Annotated in this window: 20 protein-coding genes; 18 read left to right on the top strand and 2 right to left on the bottom strand. The window is 44.2% G+C overall.

Translation table 11 applies throughout. The features are described from left to right. Window positions 1-80: 80 nt before the first annotated feature. Entirely contained in the window at window positions 81-950 is an 870-nt protein-coding gene (gene galU / locus AWH66_RS04735; protein ID WP_006070978.1) for a UTP--glucose-1-phosphate uridylyltransferase GalU, read from the bottom strand. 175 nt (window positions 951-1,125) lie between these two features. Continuing rightward, entirely contained in the window at window positions 1,126-1,776 is a 651-nt protein-coding gene (locus AWH66_RS04740) for a LuxR C-terminal-related transcriptional regulator (protein ID WP_063605908.1), read from the bottom strand. A 259-nt stretch (window positions 1,777-2,035) separates the two neighbouring features. On the opposite strand from AWH66_RS04740, the gene AWH66_RS04745 reads away from it, so the two are divergent. The 18 genes from AWH66_RS04745 (at window position 2,036) to AWH66_RS04830 (ending at window position 21,914) form a co-directional block, all read left to right on the top strand. Continuing rightward, a complete protein-coding gene (locus AWH66_RS04745; RefSeq protein ID WP_006070982.1) occupies window positions 2,036-2,587 on the top strand; it encodes a single-stranded DNA-binding protein in 552 nt (183 codons plus the stop codon). A gap of 262 nt (window positions 2,588-2,849) precedes the next feature. Continuing rightward, complete coding sequence (csrD, locus tag AWH66_RS04750; protein ID WP_063605909.1) at window positions 2,850-4,841, top strand: RNase E specificity factor CsrD; 1,992 nt, start codon at window positions 2,850-2,852, stop codon at window positions 4,839-4,841. 12 nt (window positions 4,842-4,853) lie between these two features. Then, on the top strand, window positions 4,854-6,359 hold the full coding sequence (locus AWH66_RS04755; protein ID WP_143081467.1) for an MSHA biogenesis protein MshI: 1,506 nt from the start codon (window positions 4,854-4,856) through the stop codon (window positions 6,357-6,359). Further along, window positions 6,359-7,009, top strand: a complete 651-nt coding sequence (gspM, locus tag AWH66_RS04760) for a type II secretion system protein GspM (RefSeq protein WP_063605911.1) — start codon at window positions 6,359-6,361, stop codon at window positions 7,007-7,009. Before AWH66_RS04755 ends, gspM begins: the two co-directional genes overlap by 1 nt. 10 nt (window positions 7,010-7,019) lie before the next feature. Next, window positions 7,020-7,346 (top strand): hypothetical protein, encoded by a 327-nt coding sequence (locus AWH66_RS04765; RefSeq protein WP_063606136.1) that lies wholly within the window; start codon window positions 7,020-7,022, stop codon window positions 7,344-7,346. A gap of 15 nt (window positions 7,347-7,361) precedes the next feature. Continuing rightward, a complete protein-coding gene (gene mshL, locus AWH66_RS04770; RefSeq protein WP_063605912.1) occupies window positions 7,362-9,029 on the top strand; it encodes a pilus (MSHA type) biogenesis protein MshL in 1,668 nt (555 codons plus the stop codon). A 48-nt stretch (window positions 9,030-9,077) separates the two neighbouring features. Then, window positions 9,078-9,917 carry an ExeA family protein gene (locus AWH66_RS04775; RefSeq protein ID WP_063605913.1) on the top strand — a complete coding sequence of 280 codons (840 nt, stop codon included), beginning with the start codon at window positions 9,078-9,080 and terminating at the stop codon, window positions 9,915-9,917. Between the two features lie 2 nt (window positions 9,918-9,919). After that, window positions 9,920-10,993 (top strand): tetratricopeptide repeat protein, encoded by a 1,074-nt coding sequence (locus tag AWH66_RS04780; protein WP_063605914.1) that lies wholly within the window; start codon window positions 9,920-9,922, stop codon window positions 10,991-10,993. Continuing rightward, window positions 10,983-12,707, top strand: a complete 1,725-nt coding sequence (locus AWH66_RS04785) for a GspE/PulE family protein (protein ID WP_063605915.1) — start codon at window positions 10,983-10,985, stop codon at window positions 12,705-12,707. Before AWH66_RS04780 ends, AWH66_RS04785 begins: the two co-directional genes overlap by 11 nt. Before the next feature lie 29 nt (window positions 12,708-12,736). Further along, a complete protein-coding gene (locus AWH66_RS04790) occupies window positions 12,737-13,960 on the top strand; it encodes a type II secretion system F family protein (protein WP_063605916.1) in 1,224 nt (407 codons plus the stop codon). Window positions 13,961-13,966: 6 nt separating this feature from the next. Next, window positions 13,967-14,434 (top strand): hypothetical protein, encoded by a 468-nt coding sequence (locus AWH66_RS04795; RefSeq protein ID WP_063605917.1) that lies wholly within the window; start codon window positions 13,967-13,969, stop codon window positions 14,432-14,434. Between the two features lie 89 nt (window positions 14,435-14,523). Continuing rightward, the gene (locus tag AWH66_RS04800) at window positions 14,524-15,060 is read left to right on the top strand and encodes a prepilin-type N-terminal cleavage/methylation domain-containing protein (protein WP_394629710.1); all 537 of its coding nucleotides are present in this window, start codon (window positions 14,524-14,526) and stop codon (window positions 15,058-15,060) included. A gap of 17 nt (window positions 15,061-15,077) precedes the next feature. Then, on the top strand, window positions 15,078-15,554 hold the full coding sequence (locus tag AWH66_RS04805; RefSeq protein WP_006071001.1) for a type II secretion system protein: 477 nt from the start codon (window positions 15,078-15,080) through the stop codon (window positions 15,552-15,554). Window positions 15,555-15,701: 147 nt separating this feature from the next. Then, window positions 15,702-16,175 carry a prepilin-type N-terminal cleavage/methylation domain-containing protein gene (locus AWH66_RS26200; protein WP_063605919.1) on the top strand — a complete coding sequence of 158 codons (474 nt, stop codon included), beginning with the start codon at window positions 15,702-15,704 and terminating at the stop codon, window positions 16,173-16,175. Then, complete coding sequence (locus AWH66_RS04815; RefSeq protein WP_063605920.1) at window positions 16,165-16,743, top strand: type IV pilus modification PilV family protein; 579 nt, start codon at window positions 16,165-16,167, stop codon at window positions 16,741-16,743. Before AWH66_RS26200 ends, AWH66_RS04815 begins: the two co-directional genes overlap by 11 nt. Further along, on the top strand, window positions 16,743-17,471 hold the full coding sequence (locus tag AWH66_RS04820; RefSeq protein ID WP_063605921.1) for a PulJ/GspJ family protein: 729 nt from the start codon (window positions 16,743-16,745) through the stop codon (window positions 17,469-17,471). The genes AWH66_RS04815 and AWH66_RS04820 overlap by 1 nt, the downstream gene beginning before the upstream one ends. Next, window positions 17,461-17,934 (top strand): hypothetical protein, encoded by a 474-nt coding sequence (locus tag AWH66_RS04825; protein WP_063605922.1) that lies wholly within the window; start codon window positions 17,461-17,463, stop codon window positions 17,932-17,934. Before AWH66_RS04820 ends, AWH66_RS04825 begins: the two co-directional genes overlap by 11 nt. Further along, window positions 17,931-21,914 (top strand): DUF6701 domain-containing protein, encoded by a 3,984-nt coding sequence (locus AWH66_RS04830; protein WP_063605923.1) that lies wholly within the window; start codon window positions 17,931-17,933, stop codon window positions 21,912-21,914. The genes AWH66_RS04825 and AWH66_RS04830 overlap by 4 nt, the downstream gene beginning before the upstream one ends. The last annotated feature ends 18 nt before the right edge of the window (window positions 21,915-21,932 follow it).

Genomic DNA, 21,932 nt, shown 5'->3' on the forward strand with positions numbered 1-21,932 from the left:
TCTATAAATGTAAAAAGCGCCACTTCTCGATGAAAGTAGCGCTACGGCTTACCGTTTATTCTGTGAGCTCAAGGCTTAGATTACGCTTTCTTCGTTGCGTGTTTGCCAAGCTCTGCGGTTTTCTCATCTTTTAGGTAAAGATTCTCAAAACAGTAGTTCGTTGCTTCGATATAGCCTTCTACGCTGCCGCAGTCAAAACGTTGACCTTTAAATTTGTAAGCCAACACGCAGCCAGCTTTTGCTTGTTTAAGCAAGGCATCAGTGATTTGGATTTCACCGCCTTTGCCTGGTTCTGTTTGCTCGATGAGTTCGAAAATATCTGGGGTCAGAATATAACGACCAATGATCGCTAGGTTGCTAGGCGCTGTACCTTGCTCAGGCTTTTCAACCATATCATCTACACGGAAAAGATCGTCTTTAATCATTTCACCAGAGATAACACCGTATTTGTGCGTTTCATCTTCAGGCACTTCTTGAACCGCAACGATTGAGCAGCGGAACTGTTTATAGAGCGCAACCATTTGAGCCAGTACACCTTGATCTTCGTTAACACAAAGGTCGTCCGCTAGAACGACGGCAAATGGTTCGTCACCTACAAGCTCACGACCAGTCAAAATCGCATGGCCCAAGCCCTTCATTTCACGTTGGCGAATGTAGGTGAATTGTGCCGAATCAATGATGTCGCGGATATCAACGAGAAGCTCTTCTTTATTAGTGCCACTAATCTGGTGCTCAAGCTCGTAGTTTTTATCGAAGTGATCCATGATGGAGTGTTTACCACGACCGGTAACAATACACATTCCGTCCATTCCCGCTTGAATGGCTTCTTCCACACCATATTCAATCAATGGTTTGTTAACCACTGGCATCATTTCTTTAGGCATAGATTTCGTGGCTGGTAGGAAGCGAGTTCCGTAACCAGCTGCCGGGAATAGGCACTTCTTGATCATGATAAAACCCTTTATCTTTATTCGTTTTAATTTGTTGCCACTGACGGGCGATTGGACCTAAGTCTACATAGTATCGTTAGTTTATGACAGTAGAAATGTGTCAGAGTTCGCTCTGTTTTGCTGTGAAAAATCATCGCGAACTCTCTACATAGATGAAGATGTGTTGTGTGTATTGTTAAGAGAGGAGGTTTTGATTGGCCCAAGCTATCGCTTGTAAGCGGTTTTTTACAGAGAGCTTTCTAAATATCTGATAAAGATGAGATTTTACTGTCGACTCAGTAATAAATAGGTCTTCAGATATTTGCAAATTGCTGGCTCCCGATTGCAGACATCGAAGGATCTCGATTTCTCTAGCCGTCAAATCCACCACAGTAGGACAGGTGTTTGCTGAAACTACGTGGCGATAGTGATGTAACAGTTGGCTGGTTACCTCTCGCGGTAGCCAGTTTTTGCCGTTAATGATTTCTCCCAAACCAATCACGACTTTCTTAGCGTCTTCGTGGCTGTAAAAGAGGCCTTTTATATGACCATATCTAAGGATCTCCTCGGTAGTTAACCGATGCGGAACATTGATCAGTACTGTCTCAAAGTTCTTGCTTGCTAAAGGTAGGTTTAACACTTGTTGGAAAAGATCTAAAGATTCTTCGTAATCAAAGAGCAAAATGCGATTACGAGAACCGGAAGCGGTTGAAAGTAGATCTTGAGGAGTGATGGCTTCAATAGCATTAATGCTTAGATGGGATAAGCGTTTTACCCTTTTGGTAACCGAGTCCTCTTGATTAAGAGTGACATGTTGAATGACGCGTTGGTAATTATTTCTTCTCATAGCACACTTTTACTCGTGGTTTTTATGCATACTGACGAGTATGTAGTTTATGTTCTAGTGATAAAAAAGTAGTTTGAGAGTGAGTTAAAATATCTAAGTAATTGATATAAATATAAAGTTTATCATTGTTTGCTTCGCTCGTAATAACGAGGGGGAAAGGGTTATTTTGGCATCCTCAGGATAAGCGCTGTTGCGGTACCAGTGGTTCGTGTTATCCTACTGGGCTAATTTGAAACACACTGTGGTTACGGAGCAAAACATGGCAAGCCGTGGAGTAAACAAAGTCATTCTAGTGGGTAACTTAGGTAACGACCCAGAAATTCGTTACATGCCAAACGGCGGTGCCGTGGCGAATATTACAATCGCAACCTCTGAATCTTGGCGTGATAAAGCGACAGGCGAGCAGCGTGAAAAAACTGAGTGGCATCGCGTTGCTCTGTTTGGCAAGCTAGCGGAAGTTGCTGGTGAATATTTGCGTAAGGGCTCTCAAGTTTATATTGAAGGTCAACTGCAAACTCGTAAGTGGCAAGACCAGAGTGGTCAAGACCGCTACACAACGGAAGTTGTTGTTCAAGGCTTCAACGGCGTAATGCAAATGCTAGGTGGCCGCCAAGGTGGTGGTGCTCCTATGCAGGGTGGTATGCAAGGCGGCATGAACCAAGGTGGTGGCATGCAGCAGCAAGCTCCTCAACAACAGGGTTGGGGACAGCCTCAACAACCTGTACAACAACCAGCTCAGCAAAAACCTGCTCAACAGCAGCCGCAGTACAATGAGCCACCAATGGACTTCGATGACGATATCCCGTTTTAATCAATGCTGAATATCAAATCAAATTAAGTTCTATTTGATTTTTGCATAGAAAAGCCGCGATGAATTCGCGGTTTTTTTTGTTTCTTAGAGACAACGCATTGCTTGTTGCTTAACGGGTTATAGTAAATTTGATATAACAAACAGTTAACGCGATAGCTTATTTTATATAATGTGTGCATGAATCTCTCTTGTTGCATCAACGAGTTGAGTTCGGACGACAAACGTTAATGACATCATCGGTTCAAAAAGGACTTTAGTACCTATGAGGCAAACTCCCACCCTCAAACTGAGCACTCGCTTAGTGGCTTTTGTGACAGTAATTGTCATGAGTGCCGTATTTATTCTGTTTGTTGGCGGAACACTATCCATTAAAAGGATGGGCCAAGAGTACCTCAATCACCACTTGGCTGGCATTGTTCGAGTTATCGATAAAGAACTAGAAGACCCCGATGCAGCCTATATGATGCAGCGCTGGATGCCTAAGATGTTGCAAGCCAGTAATATCATTGAGATGCAGCTGACCTCTTCAGCTGGCGTGGTATACCGATACAAAAACACTTCTCCAACCATAGATCGCACCATTGTGTATCGAGAAGGTTTTGATTTAGAGCGCAATGATGGCTATCGCGTCGAATTTACCGCGCTGCCCCCATATTTGGATGTGCGTTATTCCATTGAAGCCATGTGGTCGGTCACTTTAGCCTTTGGGTTGATTGTCTTTTGCTTAATGCAAGGGGTGAAGTGGCTTCGTAAACAGCTAGTTGGCTCAGAGTTATTGGAAGAGCGAGGACGGATGATCTTAGGTGGTCGAGTAGAGCAGTTTGCTAAAGGCGATGAAAGAGAATGGCCTTATACCGCTAGTGAAGCTTTGGACATTCTAATCGAAGAATTGCAGGATGCTCGCCAAGAGCGCAGCCGATTTGACACCTTTATTCGCACACAAACCTTCCTTGATCCATTGACCGGCAGTGCAAATCGAATGCTATTTGATAGTAAACTCGAATCTGCGATACATGAAAGTGGTGCTCAGGGTGGTGTTATGCTATTTCGCATCGAAGACTGGGATCAAGTTCAGGAGGTTCAAGGTAAATCGACGTCAGATGACTTCCTAGTGGAAGTCGGTGAAGTGATTTCCAACGCGGTTCAGAAATACCCAGATGTGATTTTTTCGCGTTACTATGACGCCGATTTTGCCGTATTTATTCCGCATCAAAGCAGCAAAGATGTTGCTAACCTAGCAAATCAATGTATCCGTCAGCTTGAAAAAATCACGCCGCCAATGCCTCTTGATGAAGAGAACTGGTGTCACATTGGTGTCAGTATGTATTCCGAAGGTGAACGCCAAGGGCGCATCATGGAAGAAGCAGAAACGGCGCTGAAAAGTGCTCAACTGCAAAAGGTGAATAACTGGAGTCGCTTTAGCAAGCAAGTCCAAAAATTCGATGAGCGTGGCAGTGTGCGTTGGCGTACATTGTTTGATAAAGCGCTTCTGCCTGAGAATCTACTTATTTTTTCGCAACCCTGCTATTTGTACGAAAAAGGGAAGGAGCTCGACGTACTTCACAAAGAATTGTTTGCGCGAATTGAAGATCCGGAACGAGGCATTGTTAAAGCGTCACGATTCCATTCTGCTTTGCTTCAAGTCGGCTACGAGTCCAATTTTGATCGTGCTGTGCTCAATAAAGTGTTACGAAACATTAAGAAAAGTCCGGCTATTCTACCGATTTCTATCAATCTTTATGTCGTGCCATTTGCCAATAAAGGTTATTTTAAGTGGTTTCGTGATGAGTTGTTACAGTTACCTATCGCGGTACGCTCACAATTAAGCTTTGAATTTTCCGAGGCAAGACTAGTTCAACATCTGGACTATATTCGTCCAGTTGTTAGAATGCTGTCCGGTTTAGGGTGCACAGTAATTGTTGGTCAGGCTGGCCGTTCGATTGTGAGTACTCATTACATCAAAGATCTGAAAGTAGATTATCTTAAGTTGCACCGCAGCTTAATTAAGAAAATTGATCATCGGGATGAAAACCAATTGTTTGTTCGCAGCATGGTTGGTGCTTGTGGGGACTCCAAAACACAAGTGATTGCCGTAGGTGTGGAAAATAAAAAAGAGTGGCATACGCTGCTTGATCTTGGTGTTAGCGGTGGTCAAGGACGTTATTTTGCAGCTGAAACACAACTCATGCCAGATCCTAAGCCAAAAGCGGCAATGATAAAGCCTGGACGAAGAAATCGTTGGAAAAGAACCTAACGCGGAAATGTTATGACGTTTAAAAACATCGTTGCTCGATTTAGGTCGCAACAAGCGAATACTTCCCCAATGGTAGTTATTATGCAGTCGGACGGCGTCTTTTTGTCAGAGAAAGGACAGCTTAAGGTTAGTAACTGTGACATTACTGCCAGCAATTGGCAAAAGGCGCTTGAGCAACTTCTGCAGCCCAAAGCAACCAAGGGCCAAGGCGTCAACGTTGTCATTGGTAGCGACCTTTATCATACCTATCAAATAGACACGCCAAGAATACCAAAATCTGAGTGGCCTCAAGCTCTGCCTTTTTTATTAAAGGATGTTATCAGTGAGCGAGTGACTGAGATTGTTGCCGATGGTCTTGAGTTGCCAAGCTTGAATAAAACAACCGCCTATGTGATTCAGAAATCCTGGCTGTTGCAGCTTCGTGGTGTATTAGAAAACTTAGGATTGGAACTATCTCAAGTTATTCCAGAAGAGCTGTTTTGGGCAAGAGCTCAAAAAGAGAGTCACAGTGCGGTTTTACTGCAAAGAAGTCGTTTTCATCATTATCGAGTCAGTGCTTTTGTTGAACAATTGCCGATTTTCCATCGAACCATTCGTAGTGCTTCTGGTCCTGTTATTCAAGATGAAACCATTGGACTTGATGTCGACAGCTTAGCACTTGAGCTGCAAAGGTCTCTTGACTATCTATCATCGCAGTTAAAAACAGGTGGCGTGTATTCGTTGCAAGTTTGTTGTGATGAAGAATCGGAAACCCAACTGGCTGAAGCGCTCACCGCACGATTGAATGTCAAAGTGATGCCTCTAGTTTCTGAGCGCACGGGGTGGTCTGGAGCGCTATTGGCTCAAATCGCCAGTGAGCAGTTGGAAGGACCAGCAGTTAACCTGTATCCATCGTATTTAAAGCCTAAACAAGAGCATTTCACCTTAACTCGAGTTGCGTCTGTAATGGCTCTGACAGTAACAGCTGCTGTTGCGGTTTATGGGTATATTTCAGTTTCAACAGCTCAAATAGAAAACGAGCTTGCACAATCGGAGTCTCGCGCGGACTCGTTACACGATGAATTAAGCCAGCAAAAAGCAGCGTTGGAGTCACATCGACCTTCTCCGGTTAAAGTTGCAGCTGTAGAGCGCTTAAAGCAAGAGATCGCCGCGAAAAAAGACGCGTTGGATGCGGTAGATGACTATGACAAAGAGCAGCAAGTTGGCTATTCAAGTGTGATGAACTCGCTTGCAACGTTGGGAAGAAACGACATTTCAATTCAACATATTTACCTTGATAAGAGCAATATTGATATTTCTGGATTAGCACGAAACGCCAGTGTGATTCCAAACTGGGTTGGGCAATTCAAACAAGAGCAAAGTTTGGTTGGAAGAACCTTTAAAACCTTGAAAATTGGTCGTAATACTAATGACGTTGTGACATTTGAATTGCGTACTAGCCCAGAAATCCGGTCTCTAGATTCTGTGGCAAATGTGGGTGAAAAGGTGGATGCGACACAAGTGCTGGAGGCTAAGTAGTGAAGGACTATTGGCTGAAGTTAGATCAGAAGTTCCTTGCCTTAAGTACAAGAGAAAAATCGTTACTCTCAATCTGTGCTTTCGTCATTGTCGCTATGATGCTTTATCTGCTGTTGCTAGAACCTAGCCTATTGCAAAAGAGCCGTTTGGAACGACAGCTTGAACAAGTTTCCAGTGAAAACATGGAATTAGAGGGGCAGCTTTCAGTGTTGAGCAGCCAACTCAAGCAAGATCCAGACAAAGACATTAATCTTGAGTTCAATCGATTAATTGATGAGAGCCAAGCGTTATCAGAACAGCTCTCTGGGTTGGTGGATAATCTTATCTCACCGGTTCAAATGACGAACCTGCTTGAATTGGTGTTAAGCAAGAGCCAAGGCTTGAAACTTGTCGCTCTTGAGTCACTACCACCAGAGCCTATTACTGGCACTGATGGAGCAAGTGAGTACTCCGGTTACTTTCTTCATCCGGTTAAGATTGAATTGACGGGTAACTATTTTGCTATCGCCAAATATCTGTCTGAGTTGGAGCAAATGCCGGTTAAATATTATTGGCGCAGCTTTAAATATGATGTGGAAAAACACCCCAAAGCTCGCTTGATTTTAGAAGTGTACACTCTGGGCACTCGCAAGGAGTTTATCGGTGGTTAGAGCAATGTTTGTGGTTAGAGCAATGTTTATCGCCTTCTTGAGTGTCTCCATGTCTTCGTGGGCGACCCAAGATCCCACTGCACCTTTAGGGTGGGCTGAGCCAACACAAGTACAAACGAAACCGAAGAAAAAAGTGGTGTACCGATTGCCGACACTGCAAAGCATTGTCTGTGAACAGGCAATGCCGTGTTCAGCCGTGATGAACGACAAAGTGGTTGAAAAAGGTGATGTCATCAACGGCTACAAAGTAGTCAATATCAACAGTGAAAATCTCTTCCTTCAGCGCGCAGGCAAGCAGTGGAAACTTGGCTTATTTGCGATGGACGTAAAAAACTAAGGCTATAAGAATATGATGCGTAAGGTAGTAGTCGGTATATGTATCGCAGCATTGGTGGGATGTTCAATGGGACATCGAGATCCGGTTGAAATAAAGCAAAGTCTCAATGAATCGGTGAACAATGCCAATAACAAGAGCCTAGATGAGTTACCCCCAACGGTGGAAGCCGACCTCATGCCTGAGCTAGACGCTCAGACGGGCTCACATTCGAGCCGAACGCTGAAGCGTTTCCGAGTGCAAGCCAATGGCGTTGAAGCCAAAGCATTTTTCACCAGTTTGGTAAAAGGAACCGAGTACAGCGTGTCTATCCACCCGAGCGTATCGGGTAAAATTACTGCTAACTTGAGTGATGTGACGTTAGATGAAGTACTGGATAACGTTAGTGATATGTATGGTTATGACATTGAGAAAAAAGGTCGAATCATCCAAGTGTATCCCGCGGGCTTACGCACAGTTTCTATTCCAGTGGATTACTTGCAGTTCAAACGTTCAGGTCGCTCATTAACCTCGATCACGACCGGAACCATCTCCAGCAGAGATTCGAGCAATAACAACAATAGCAGTAACTCAAACAATAACTCGAACAGCTCAAGTTCGAACTCGTCCAGTTCATCGAGCTCAAATAATGTTAATGGTGGTAATAGCAACAATAATGAGCAAGGTGGTACTCGCATTGAAACCACCAGTGAGAGTGATTTCTGGCCTGCGCTTGAGCAAGCGGTAAGTAAGTTGATAGGTACTGGTGACGGCCGCAGTGTAGTGGTTACCCCTCAAGCCAGTTTACTTACGTTACGCGCTTATCCCGATGAAATTCGTCAGGTTAGAGAGTTTTTAGATATGTCGCAGCAGCGGCTTCATCGTCAAGTGATTCTGGAAGCAAAAATTCTAGAAGTAACGTTGAGCGACGGATATCAACAAGGCATTAGCTGGAGCAATATTGGTGCGGCAATTGGTAGTGGTGGTGTGTCTATCTCTCGACCAGCACAAAACCCAGTACCACCTTTAAATCAGATTGGAACCCTGTTAGGTGGGCAAACCAATGTGACTATTACAGACGGACACTTTGAAGCCGTATTGAGTTTTATGGCGACGCAAGGCGATCTCAATGTCCTTTCTAGTCCTCGAATTACCGCCGCCAACAACCAAAAATCGGTTATCAAAGTGGGTACCGATGAGTACTTCGTTACCGATATCTCAACGGTTATTGGTTCTGGTGAAAATGCCAACGTAGCGCCTCAAGTTGAATTAACGCCCTTTTTCTCGGGCATTTCTTTGGACGTGACGCCGCAAATTGATGAAAAAGGTAATGTTCTGCTACATGTTCATCCCGCGGTTATTGAAGTTCAAGAAGAGAAAAAAGAGATAGAAGTGTTAGGGGACTCTATCATTGTGCCGCTAGCGAAAAGCTCTATTCGTGAATCAGATTCCGTTATCCGTGCTGCTGACGGCGACGTTGTGGTGATTGGTGGCCTGATGAAATCGGCAACCACAGAAATGGTCTCTAAAGTACCATATCTTGGCGATATCCCTGCACTGGGTCACCTGTTTCGAAATACGCAAAACGTGACGGAAAAGACGGAGCTGGTTATCTTGCTACGTCCGACTGTTGTTGGCGTGAATACATGGCAGAAAGAAGTTGAGCGTTCTCGAGACTTGCTTAACGAGTGGTTCCCTGAAGATTAAAAGGCTTAGGGCTTGACGTTTGAGTTGAAGCTATTGGAACGATAAACGGTGTACTTAGACTATTTCGGATTTGAGCAATACCCATTTGCGCTGACGCCTAATACTGCGCTGTTTTTTGGTCTATCGCCACATTATGAGGCGATTCAGACTGTGATGGCGGGAGTGGCACTTGGCGAAGGGGTCCTCAAAGTCACGGGAGAAGTGGGCACTGGAAAAACCCTAGTCTGCCGAATGTTAATCAAACAGCTCGAGGCTGATTACAGTTTAGTTTATCTGCCCAATCCGGTTTTGTCCGGTGCTGAGTTAAGAATTGCTATTGCTAAAGAACTTGGCATAGAGCAATGCCAGCAACATACGTTGCTCGATGATATTCAGAAAAAACTTATCGAAGCCAAGCAGTCCAAGCGGCCAGTAGTAGCTTTGATTGATGAAGCTCAGGCCTTATCTGATGAAGCACTAGAAACGCTTCGTTTATTAGGAAATCTAGAGACCGAAGATAGCAAGTTGATGCATTTAGTGCTGTTTGGTCAGCCTGAACTGGATGCGCGACTTGAGCAGCATCACCTAAGGCAATTTAGACAGCGAATCACCTTCAGCGCCACATTACGTTCCATGGCAAAAGATGAGTGTTTTGCTTATGTCCAACAGAGAACGATGAGTGCTGGACGTGAGGAAGAACTGTTCAGTCATCATCAACTCGTTGCCATTTGGCGAGCAAGCAAAGGCGTTCCAAGATTGGTGCACCAAATTTGCCATAAAACACTGTTGTTAGCGTTTGGTGACAACAGCCAGCAGGTATTAAACCGCCATTTGTATCTGGCGATAAAAGATACTTTCGATGCCACCAAGCCGATATTCAAATACCCAGTGCTCTGGGGATGGAAATAACTATGAGTGCGATTAATAAAGCCTTATCAAATCTGACGAGTAACCCCAATAATTCTCATGTGAATATTGAGCAAGCTGTGATACCTAAAGTGAGAAATACCTCTCCCATTGTGTGGATTGGGGTTGGAGTCTTAGTCAGTTTAGCGATGGGAAGCTGGGCATTTTCGACGGCAAATACGTCACCTTCTATGAGTATATCTCAAGAAGGTGCGCACTCTTTAGCGCAGCCTCGTGCTCAACTGAACTCACCGACAGCGAATTTAGGCTCCGCTTCTTCTGATGTGTTTGAATTACCAAAGGCAAACCTGACTGATACTCAGCGTGTATCGCTAGTCAAAGACCCGTCAAAAGCCGTCACTACGATGGCAGATACGCACGTATTACCGTCCTCTTCTGAACCTATTTTGTTAGCCCAACTATCTCCAAGTAAAGTAGAGCCGCAAGCCAACGGTGGAGAGATGGTGGTTGAGCAAGTGGAACTCAGTTCGGAACAGTTAGCGGAAAAAGCCATTCAACGTGCCAAGAAATCGATTGATGCCAATGATATTAATGGTGCACTTGAGAATTATACCGCGGCACTTAGATACGCACCGGAAAATGAGCAAGTGAGACAACGATTGTCGGCGCTCTACTACGGTAAAGGTCAGACTCGAAAATCGTATGAACTTTTGCAAGAAGGGATTAATCGTAACTCTTCTGGTGAAAGGTTACGTTTGGCGTTAACGAAATTGCTTATCAAAGAGAATCAACAGGAGGCCGCCCTCACGCCATTGGTTTATCTGCCTGAGTATCCATCGATTGAATACTTATCACTAAGAGCCGGTCTCGCGCAGCGAAATAAACAAGCCGATTTGGCCTATCAAAGCTATGAGTTACTTACCCAACAAGACGGCGAAAATGCTCGTTGGTGGATGGGTCTTGCTATTCAGCAGGAACGTAAAATGGAGTTTTCACTGGCTAAAAACTCTTATAAAAACGCGCTCGAAAAGATAGGTGTCTCAAGCCAGTCGAAAGCATTTATTCGCGACAGACTTAAGGTCATAGAAAACCTCGAAGGAAGTAATGATGCAAATTAAACTTCGTAAACGTCTCGGGGATCTACTGGTTGAAGAAGGCATTATCAATGAGCAGCAGCTGCAGCAGGCTTTGTCGATTCAGCGGAATACAGGGCGAAAACTTGGTGCAACTCTGATAGAGCTAGCTGCGCTGTCCGAGCAGCAGATGCTAACGTTTTTGTCGCAACAATTAGCTTTACCATTGATCGACTTAAGTCGGGCACAAGTCGATGTGGATGCCGTTCAGCTTCTTCCTGAAGTTCATGCGAGACGCTTGCGAGCACTGGTGATTGGTCGTCGAGATGATACATTACGAGTCGCGATGAGCGATCCTGCGGATCTTTTTGTTCAGGAATCGTTGTTAAACCAACTCGGTCAATACGCTATCGAGTTTGTTATTGCCCCCGAAAAGCAATTGCTTGACGGTTTTGACCGCTATTATCGTCGTACCAAAGAAATCGCTTCATTTGCAGAGCAGCTTCATGCTGAGCATCAGTCGACGGATGCTTTTGACTTCAATATTGAAGAAGATGAAAGCGAAGAGGTGACGGTGGTTAAGCTGATTAACTCTTTGTTTGAAGATGCCATTCAAGTAGGTGCTTCTGATATTCATATTGAGCCAGATGCCGACGTGTTGCGTCTTAGACAGCGTATTGATGGCGTGTTACATGAGACGTTATTAAATGAAGTGAATGTTGCGCCAGCAATGGTACTGCGACTGAAGCTTATGGCCAATTTGGATATTTCGGAAAAGCGTCTACCTCAAGATGGCCGATTTAATATTAGGGCCAAAGGACAATCTGTTGATATTCGTATGTCGACTATGCCTGTTGAACATGGCGAATCTGTGGTCATGCGTCTGCTTAACCAATCAACAGGTGTCAGAAGGCTTGAAGAGTCGGGGATTCCAAATGATCTGCTGATTAAATTGCGAAAGCAGTTGCGTCGCCCTCATGGAATGATCTTGGTTACTGGACCAACGGGGTCCGGCAAAACCACGACTTTATATGGTGCGCTGACTGAGTTAAATAGTCCTGGGAAAAAGATCATTACTGCAGAAGATCCGGTTGAATATCGTTTGCCTCGAGTCAATCAGGTTCAAGTAAACCCAAAAATTAACTTGGACTTTTCATCGATCCTGAGAACTTTCCTGCGCCAAGACCCCGATATCATTCTTGTTGGCGAAATGCGTGACCAAGAAACTGTGGAAATTGGTTTGCGTGCTGCATTAACCGGGCACTTGGTCCTTACAACCTTGCATACCAATGATTCTGTCGATAGTGCATTACGAATGATGGATATGGGGGCTCCTGGGTACTTAGTTGCTAGCGCCGTAAGAGCGGTCATTGCCCAACGTTTGGTGAGAAGAATTTGCCCCGATTGCAAACGTGAGCACCCAGCGGATGAGCATGTAAAGCAATGGCTGATGACTCGCTTCCCTAATCAAACGGAGATGACCTTCCATAAAGGGCAGGGGTGCCAAAACTGTAACCTAACCGGCTATCGAGGGCGAATAGGCGTATTTGAAATGCTGGAACTCGACCAAGGAATGATGGACGCCTTACGGGCGAATGATGCTGTACTGTTCTCACAGCGAGCTAGAGCCTCAAAAGAATATAAACCCTTGCTCGCGTCCGCAATGGAACTCGCGATTCAAGGAACCGTCAGCTTAGATGAAGTGATGGCACTGGGTGAAGGGGATGCTTCCGGTAGCATCGAACCTATTTACATTTAGTTTAATGGTTTATAGCTAGAGATAAGACAATGCCAACCTATCGTTATAAAGGGCGCAATCTTGATGGTTCAGAGATTTCTGGTCATCTAGAGTCTGCCAGTGAAGAAACCGCGGCGGAGATTTTGATCTCTCGTGGGGTGATTCCTACGTCGATCTCACAAGGTGGTAAGTCAACGTCATTTAGTGACACCCTAAGTGCATTGATAGCGCCGGCGGTACCTTTAGAAGTGCTGGTTATTTTCTGTCGTCAGTTGTTCAGTTTAACGAAAGCCGGTGTGCCACTGTTACGCTCCATGAAGGGCCTGACGCAAAACTGTACCAACAAGCAGTTGAAGTACGCCTTGGAAGAAGTCGTTAATGAACTAACTAATGGTCGTAACTTATCGAGTTGTATGCAGCTTCATCCTCGCGTATTTAGTCCACTTTTTGTTTCTATGATTGCTGTAGGTGAAAATACGGGACGTTTAGATCAAGCGTTAGAGCAACTGGCTGCCTATTATGAGCAAGAAGTCGAAACTCGTAAGCGTATTAAGGCGGCAATGCGCTACCCAACGTTTGTGTTGACCTTTATCGTGGCTGCGTTGTTTGTACTGAATATCAAAGTTATTCCTCAGTTTGCTGATATGTTTGCCAGGTTTGGCGTCGATCTTCCTCTTCCCACTCGTATTCTGATTACGACCTCAAATTTCTTCGTCGGTTATTGGCCGCTCTTATTGGGTGCGATGGCTGGCAGTTTGTTTGCGTTTCGTGCTTGGCTTGCTACGGCCGCTGGTAGGGAAAAGTGGGATCATATTAAGTTGAGGCTGCCTATTGTCGGCGGCATTGTAAATCGTGCTCAACTTTCACGTTTCTCAAGAACATTTGCTCTTATGCTTCGTGCTGGCGTGCCTTTGAATCAGTCATTGGCGTTATCGGCTGAAGCAATAGACAACAAGTACTTGGAAAACCGCATTATGGAAATGAAGGCGGCTATTGAGGCCGGAAGCACGGTGTCTTCAACTGCGATTAACGCCAATATTTTCACGCCGCTTGTTATTCAGATGATCTCTGTCGGAGAGGAAACGGGTCGTATCGATGAGCTTCTGATCGAAGTTTCGGATTTTTACGATCGAGAAGTTGATTATGATCTGAAGACTCTAACCGCCAGAATTGAGCCGATTTTGCTCACTGTGGTAGCTGGAATGGTACTAATACTGGCTCTTGGCATTTTCCTGCCTATGTGGGGCATGCTCGATGCCATGAAAGGAATGTAACGAGCGATGGCTATCAAGAGTGTCTTTTTCCAAAGAGATGCGCTGCGCTGGCTAATTTGGAGTTGTGTGATTTTAGCGCTTGTAGGTTTTTTCTTATCTACGGTGAATCGTAATCAGGAAAAAATCATCCGTACTCAAGCGGTAGTGATCGGTAAGATCATGCAGCAACGCATTAATGAATTACATCAAGTTTGGCTGATAGAGAAACAACCCAACTATCTACAAGTTGATAATAACGTCGTAAAATTTGACCAAACCGGTTGGATTACCTTATCAAATAATGAAAATAGAAACTGTAACTACTTGTTATCAGTGCTTTACAATGATGCAGATTCTATAAAACAGAATTTATTTATAAAATCAGAGCGAATTGATAAAAATACCTATAGTTGTGTATACGGTATAAATACTGATATTGAAATTAAAGCAATTAAAATTAATAGCTTGCATATGGAAGTCATTTTTTTGACTTGAGTAATAAAATTGACGTTAATGCTTTGTAATCATTATTTAACTAGTTATAATTTGGGCAGAAAATCACACTTTTGATATAAATGGATCAAATAATGAAAAAAGCTCAAGGTTTTACGCTGGTCGAGTTAGTCGTGGTTATTGTGGTATTAGGTCTACTTGCAGTAGCGGCTCTACCACGATTTGTTGATGTAACAGAAAGCGCAAAAGAATCTAGCGTTGAAGCGGTTGCTGGTGGTTTTGCAACTGGTGTGTTATCGGCTCGCGCGCAATGGGAAGCTAATGGCCGAACTAAGTCAGGTGTAAATAACTATGTTGATTACGATGGAACTCGTTTCTGGTTGACTCGCTCGGAAGATGGATCTACAGGCTTCCGCGATGGTTACCCAAGTAATACTAACGCTAACAATAGCAACAACGTAAATGTTGAAGCGTGTGTATTCCTGATGGAGAACTTGCTGCAAAACTCTCCAGCTGTTGAGCAGTATACAAACAGTCCTTCAAAAGGCACTAAGTACTTAGCGCAGGCAGTGAGCAGTACTAAATGTCGCTATACACAAAACGAAAGTAACCGTCATTACTTCGAGTACGATATTCGTACCGGTAAAGTTACTGTTGAACTTAAATAAGTTGTAGGAATATAAAAATGAAAAGACAAAGTGGCTTCACGCTAATTGAAATGGTCGTGGTGATCGTTATTTTGGGTATTCTTGCAGTAACTGCAGCACCTCGTTTTCTAAATCTACAAGGTGATGCCCGCGAATCATCTCTCAATGGTTTAAAAGGTGCTATTTCAGGTGCAAATGGCATTGTCTACGGCAAAGCTGCAGTAGAGGGTGTTGAGCAGCAAGCAACGGCCACCATTAATGCAGGTACTAATGAAGCAGTAACGGTTGCATTTGGTTACCCAACTGCTGATGCAGCTGGCCTTGTGAGTGCAGTAGATGGCTTGCAACAAGATTGGATGTTTGCGACTCGTCGTGATGCTCTAATTGCTACCTTTGATGATGGTTCAAATGCTAACTTCCGTACGATTCGCCAATCTAACTGTTTTGTAAGATACGACGAATCAACTCAAGCGGGCACTGCACCTAGAGTAACTGTTGAAGCGTCAGGTTGTTAATTAGCCAAGACGTAAAAAGGTCAGCTCCGGCTGGCCTTTTTTGTGTTGTGATAGGCATTCTGATTTTTAACGATTTCTAATGATAGATAGATGAGTTAGTACTGTCCTTTTGTATACTATTTATCAATCATTTTTGCAGGTACTACTATGTTAATCCCACAACGTAAGTTATTAGGATTTACGCTAATCGAACTGATCGTGGTGATCGTTTTAGTTTCGATTGTGTCGGTAGTGGCTGCGAGTCGATTTCTAAACCGTTCTGGCTTTTCTGTCATTGCGGCACAAGAACAAGCTATTGCGATTACTCAGCAAATACAGCTTGGGCGAATGCAATCCAATATCAGTGATATCGGTGAGCTCAATAGCCGCTACCAACTGGCGATTAAAGATAGTTGTTTTGGCTCTCGGTACAGTTGCACTCTTGCGAACCCTGAAGAGCAATCGGACTATTTAGCGTTAGATAACATTCAGGTCTCTGCTCCCACTAGCCTGCTGAATTTCGATTTACTTGGTCGTCCAGTATGCGAATCTTGTACTTACCCCATTACGATTCAATTCACTCAATTTAGTGAATCGGCATCCATTTGTATTAATTCAGAAGGTTTTGTCGATGCGTGCTAGAAAAATGAGTCAAGGGATGACGCTGATCGAAAGCGTACTTGCCATAGTGATCTTGGCCATCGCTTTGATTACATTGACGAGCTTCTTGTTCCCTAGTGTGCAGAAAAGCGCTTTACCGCACTATCAAGTACGAGCCGCTTCACTAGGACAAGCGGTGTTGAACCAGATATTAGCTGTGAGTTTTGATGAGCAGAGCGATCGTAACGGTAGCCTATGGCGTTGCGATGAACTTGATAAGCAATGCACATTACCCGCTGCATTAGGTCCGGACAAAAACGAGCAGCCCGCCTTCTATAATGATGTCGATGACTATATGGGCTGCTGGTATGGTGCTAACGCCCAGCAGCAGTGTCAGCGAGGCTTATCTATAACAAGCCTTCTAGGTGGTGATGAGCAAGACGATTACCGCAATTTTGTCGTTAATATTCTGGTTAGCTATGACTACGATAACGCACTCGATGGTCAAGTAACTACGCATCAAACAAGTCCGTTCAAAAAGATCACAGTCCGCGTGTCGGCGAGTAATTTCACAGAGTATGAGTTTGTGGCGTATAAGGGGAATTACTAATGTCATTCTCCGTTAAGCAATCACGCGGTTTTACCTTACTAGAAATGATCATCACCATGGTGGTAGTTGGAATTCTGTTTTTAGGAATTGCTGGTTTTGTCGAGTTTGGTGCGCGCGGTTATATGGATTCAGTTGTCCGCACTAAAATCCAGAACCAAGCGCAGTTTGTAATTGAGAAAATGTCCCGTGAGCTTAGACACGCCGTCCCTAACAGCATTCAAACCTCTTTGAACGGTCAATGTGTATCGTTTTATCCGATTACCTTTTCCGGCTTTTATCATTTGGATGAGAAGCTAGGAAACACTGAGTTTGTCGTGGGTAATATTAACCAATATCCCCATCATTTTGCCAATAGCGAAAGGCTGATTATTAATCCAAGTCGACAGCAAGATCTTGAAGGTCGTCGAGCGATAAGTTTGACAGGGATCAGCTCTGTGGTGGACGCACAATATTTCACGTTAAATCAATTACCAGAACAGAGCTCGGTTGGACAGCGCTTGTATATCTACAACTCAGCAAACAAGGTCAATTATTGCATCACTACATCTGGTCAGATAGAGCGAAATGGTATTCGTGTTGCTACCAATATCGAACCATTAAAAAGCAGTTTTACTCACCTTGAAGCGTCGCTACTTCGCTCAGCTTTAGTTCGTCTAAATCTAGTATTTAATCAAGCGGGTGAAGTGTCTAACTTCCAACATGATGTACAGGTGCTCAATGTTCCCTAGAAAACGTTCACAGCAAGGAAGTGTCTACATCGTTGCCATTTTTGTTGTGGTGGTAATGGGTATGTTGGCAATGAATCTCAATAGAATTCAATGGTCAAGTAACGAGACGCTATCACGTGAGTTGATTGGTACCAAGGCTTGGTTTTTGGCGAACTCTGGTGTTGAGTGGGCGTTGACGCAGCTCTATCCGTTAAATGAATCGAGTCTGACAGAAGAGCTGGAAATCAGATGTAACCAGCTTCAGCCATCGTCATCTGTAGCAATGTCTTATTTAATTTCTCAAGTGGATATTAACTGCCGTAGTCTTTCAGTTCAGTGTGAAACGGTTAATGGTGGCGACCTAAAACTGATTCCTAAACAGCTCAGCTATTTTAAAATTACCAGCACAGCAATATGCGGCGATGGACAAGGGTTTGATATTCAGCGTCAGCAAGAAGCTTGGGTAAAAGGACTCTCACAATGAAGCAATTGATGGCTCTATTTATTAGCTTATTCGTGGTAGCAAATAGTTATGCAATAGAATATTGCGACTACTTTCCGGAATCAGTTCAAACTAACTATCGCCAAAATGGTTATCCTTACGTCTCTCAAGTGGACTTTTCGGGACATGACCAGACGCTTACTTTTGATGTGGATGGTTTTAAAATGCCATTCAATTATCTAGCAAACAGTCCAGCTCATAACGGTACTGCGGCCCACTGTTACTATCCAAATGCTCCTACTGATAGTTGTGCAGTGAACCCAACGAATCATGCCCCAACTCTACCTGTCGATTTACCAGCCTTTCCTACGAACCTTGAACCATCAAATTGTAGTGATAAGCACTGCTCATTACCAAGTGGCAGTAAAGTCCAATCTATAACGATGAGGCAAGGTAAGACTCTTACGTTAGAAGGAGGTGAGATTTGGATTGGCTCGTTGACCTTGGAACATGCAGCAAAAATCAAAGTAAGTTCGCCCACAATCCTGCACTACCGCCAGTTCTACATAAGTGGTCATTCACATATCAATAAAGATGGCGCAGTAACTGATCTTATTTTAATTGGACACGGCTCTAACGCGGCTATCAATCTGACGAATCACAATAAGATCTCTGCTGCCCTATACGTAGATCCATCCAGTTTTCAAAAGGGATTAACGGTAAGCGGTGAACACAACGATCTTAATATGAATATTACGGTCAATCATATGTCGGTCACAGGTAAGAAGAATACCTTTAATTTATCTAAGTTGTGCGATGACACACCACCCCCGCCTGAATTCAAGCTTGATCTTTGTCCCTACTTTAAGGAAGAAGTGCAGACGACCCTTTATGACACATCCGGATCGCCACAAGGGCTTCTGAATGTGAATAGTGAATATGACGATGATAGAGACGAATGGTTTGATGATTTTGATGTCAACGCCATCGTTTTACCGAGAAATAACACTGGCCTCGCGTTTTCTCGCTTTACCAATAACAGCACTTATGGCGGCTGCTTTTATACGTCTTCATTCATTGGTTTACGTGGTTTACGTGGTTTTGGTTGGCAAAACTGTCAAGTGGAGCCCACGAAGAGCTTTGAAAACTATCCACCGCAACTGGATGATTTTCCAAGTGGGGACTATTCGAGCGACTTTAAATGTAAAGACGGCAAAGTATGCCATTTGAAATGGACTAATAATAAGATCAATAAGTTAGAGGTTAAGGATGACAGTAAGCTCATCATTGACTCTGGTGAGTATTGGGTTAATGAGCATATACATTTGGAAGATGCAGAGATCCAACTGATCAATGGGCCAGTTAAGATCAATTATCGAGGAATAAAAGCAAACGGAGACCTGTATCCGCCTCATTTCAAAGATGAGCTAAAAATCAATACATTAGGAAACAGTGAAGATTTGCTTTTTGTCGGGCATGGCGCGGGCAGTGACATTGAAATTGAGAGTGAAGACTCTGTTATCAAAGCCTATTTTTATGTCCCTCCTGAAGCCGCTACTGTCGGAACGCGAGGTTTCTTAGTCAATGGTGAAGACAACTACATCTTTGGTGGGGTTGCCGCTCCAAATGTGACGCTTGGCGAGCGTGACTATGATGATCAGAAACGACATAAAGACAGAGATGATAACGATGTTGAAGGTGAGGGTAATGTGTTGTTTGCGCGTATTCCTGTGCAATGTAAAGCACCACCACCAAGTCAAGACTACTATTTGGAATTGGAGCCATTAAAAGGCATCGCATTGAGTTGTGAAACTCAACGTGTCACGTTTAATGTGGTCGATAAGTACGGCAAGCCTATTGAGGACTACACCAAAGGCGTCAGAATTACAGCGCCTGCCTCTGCCACATTGCAATTGATAGAAGGGGTTCGTATTAGCGAGGGGCTATACAACCCAAGTGCTAACGGCCGGGTTATATTCGATGTGAGTAGCCACCATATCGAACAGCTCAGCGTGTCCGGTGAATTGGTGGAGAGCGCGAACAACACGCTCGTGACGGGTAACTACGAGTTTACGGCAAACAAGTTTGAATTTACGCCGCAAGCGTCGAGTTTGATTGCTGGCAAATCGGCAACGATCGAAGTACGCCCTGTGACCTGTAGTGTAACGCGTTCAGGCTTGTCCCAAGTTGTGGCGGCAAAAAACTATTCTGGAGTGCAAAACGTTGATATTGCAGCGACACGTTATCTAGAACCCAAATCTCCAACAGTACAAGCATCAATTAAAGTCAAAGCCGCACAGAGTAATGACTTTGTGCCAATTCCAGTGACGGATCTAGCACTAGATTTTTCTCATGGCAGCAGTACACCTGATGCTGGTCACAGTGCTCTGATGGATATTCAGTACGATGAAGCTGGGCGAGTCTCTTTTGAGTTATCTCAGACGCGTTGTGTCGATGAGAGTGAGCAAAGCCCTCTAGGCAAACAAGGGGCGGAAGCAGCGAAACAATGTGTCACATATAAAGGGGTTCACGAGCTAAAAGTAAGGCCGTGGACGTTCGCGATCTGTGATGCATCAAACTACCAGTTAGCATTGGATGGTACTTCATCTCAAGGTAGTAGTTATAAAGCAGCAGGTGAACGCTTTAACTTAGATGCAGTGCCAATTCGATGGCAGAAAAATGGCGCGACTCAAGGTCAAGTTCCGATATTGCCATCCTTTTGTCAGTCGCAATTTATCACCAAAAATTACTTCGATACTGATGCGCCTGTTTCCAGTGTTTTACTCAGTGCCACCGAGAACACGCCTGCCGTTAGGCCAGTTGACGAAAGATTCCCTATAAAAATGGATGGTGAGGACGGGTCAACATTTGTTCGTAGTAATCGAGGCAGTAATGGTGTGTTGCCATTTTACGCTCTCTATTGGGAAGATGTCGGTAGTCTTCTAGTACAGACTCAAAGTCAATCGAACTATTTGGGGATGGCAATCAATCCGAGTAGCCGCAGTATCGGCCGTTTTTATCCCCATCATCTTGCTATGATCTCCAATCAATGGGGCTATGAATCAGGGCACTCTGAGTTTGCATATATGGGCCAACCAATAAAACCAGGCTTTGTTGTGGAGGCGCGTAATCTAGAAAAATCACCTACTCCTAACTACGGTTACTTCGTGCCTAATTTGATGGTGACCTTAAACCATGTTGCTGCCAATGACAGTGGTGATAGCTACTTACCGAGAATAAGTGCGACGGCAACGAGCTGGGGTAGTGAAGCTTGGAAGTGCGATTCTACTGACTCGTCATGCAGCACTTCACGAGCTCGACTGGAGGCTAGCTTTGGTGATTATGTTTTCGCTAAACGTTATCAACTGGATGGTGTTACCTCGATAAAAGAACTACCTGTTAAAGGGCACTTTGGGGTTCAGTCTAATTTAGTTGACGGTGTAGATTTTGAAGGCCCTTCTTTAATGGTAAATGGTACCAACGCGAAAGCGTTCCCAATACAACCTGAGTTTCGTTATGGTCGTATGGTGATGGACAACGTTGGTGGCGATTTGACAACGGACATCAATATCCCTTTGAGAACGGAATATTGGACTGAAACTGGGTTTGCGCTCAATGATGCGGACAGTGGTTCTGTATTCAATGGTAAGCACTACTGCCGACAGATCTTGTGGTCAGGTCAGTTAGAGACGGATGCCAAGCTGTTTAATAAAGATGGCAATACGATAACCACAGAAGATGCTGTCATCAGCCAAGGCAGCAGCAGCCAACTCTTTGCGAGCAACAATAGAATTCGCGAACAAGTTAATTTGTGGTTAAGGCTTGATCATGGTGCCCCAATTAAACTGAACCAAAATGATAGTGCTATTAAGTGTTTTGATAGTAACGCGGGTCGTTCTTGGTTGAGATATAACTGGCGCGGTGTGGGTGATGAAGATCCGCATGCCGTAGTGACCTTCGGATCACATAGAGGGAATGATAGAGTCATTTATCGAGGTGAGCCACGCCTTATCGGGCAATAAATCCTGTGAATTTTTTGC

Origin of the sequence: Vibrio barjaei (assembly GCF_001639065.2) — a bacterium.
GTDB classification, from domain to species: domain Bacteria; phylum Pseudomonadota; class Gammaproteobacteria; order Enterobacterales; family Vibrionaceae; genus Vibrio; species Vibrio barjaei.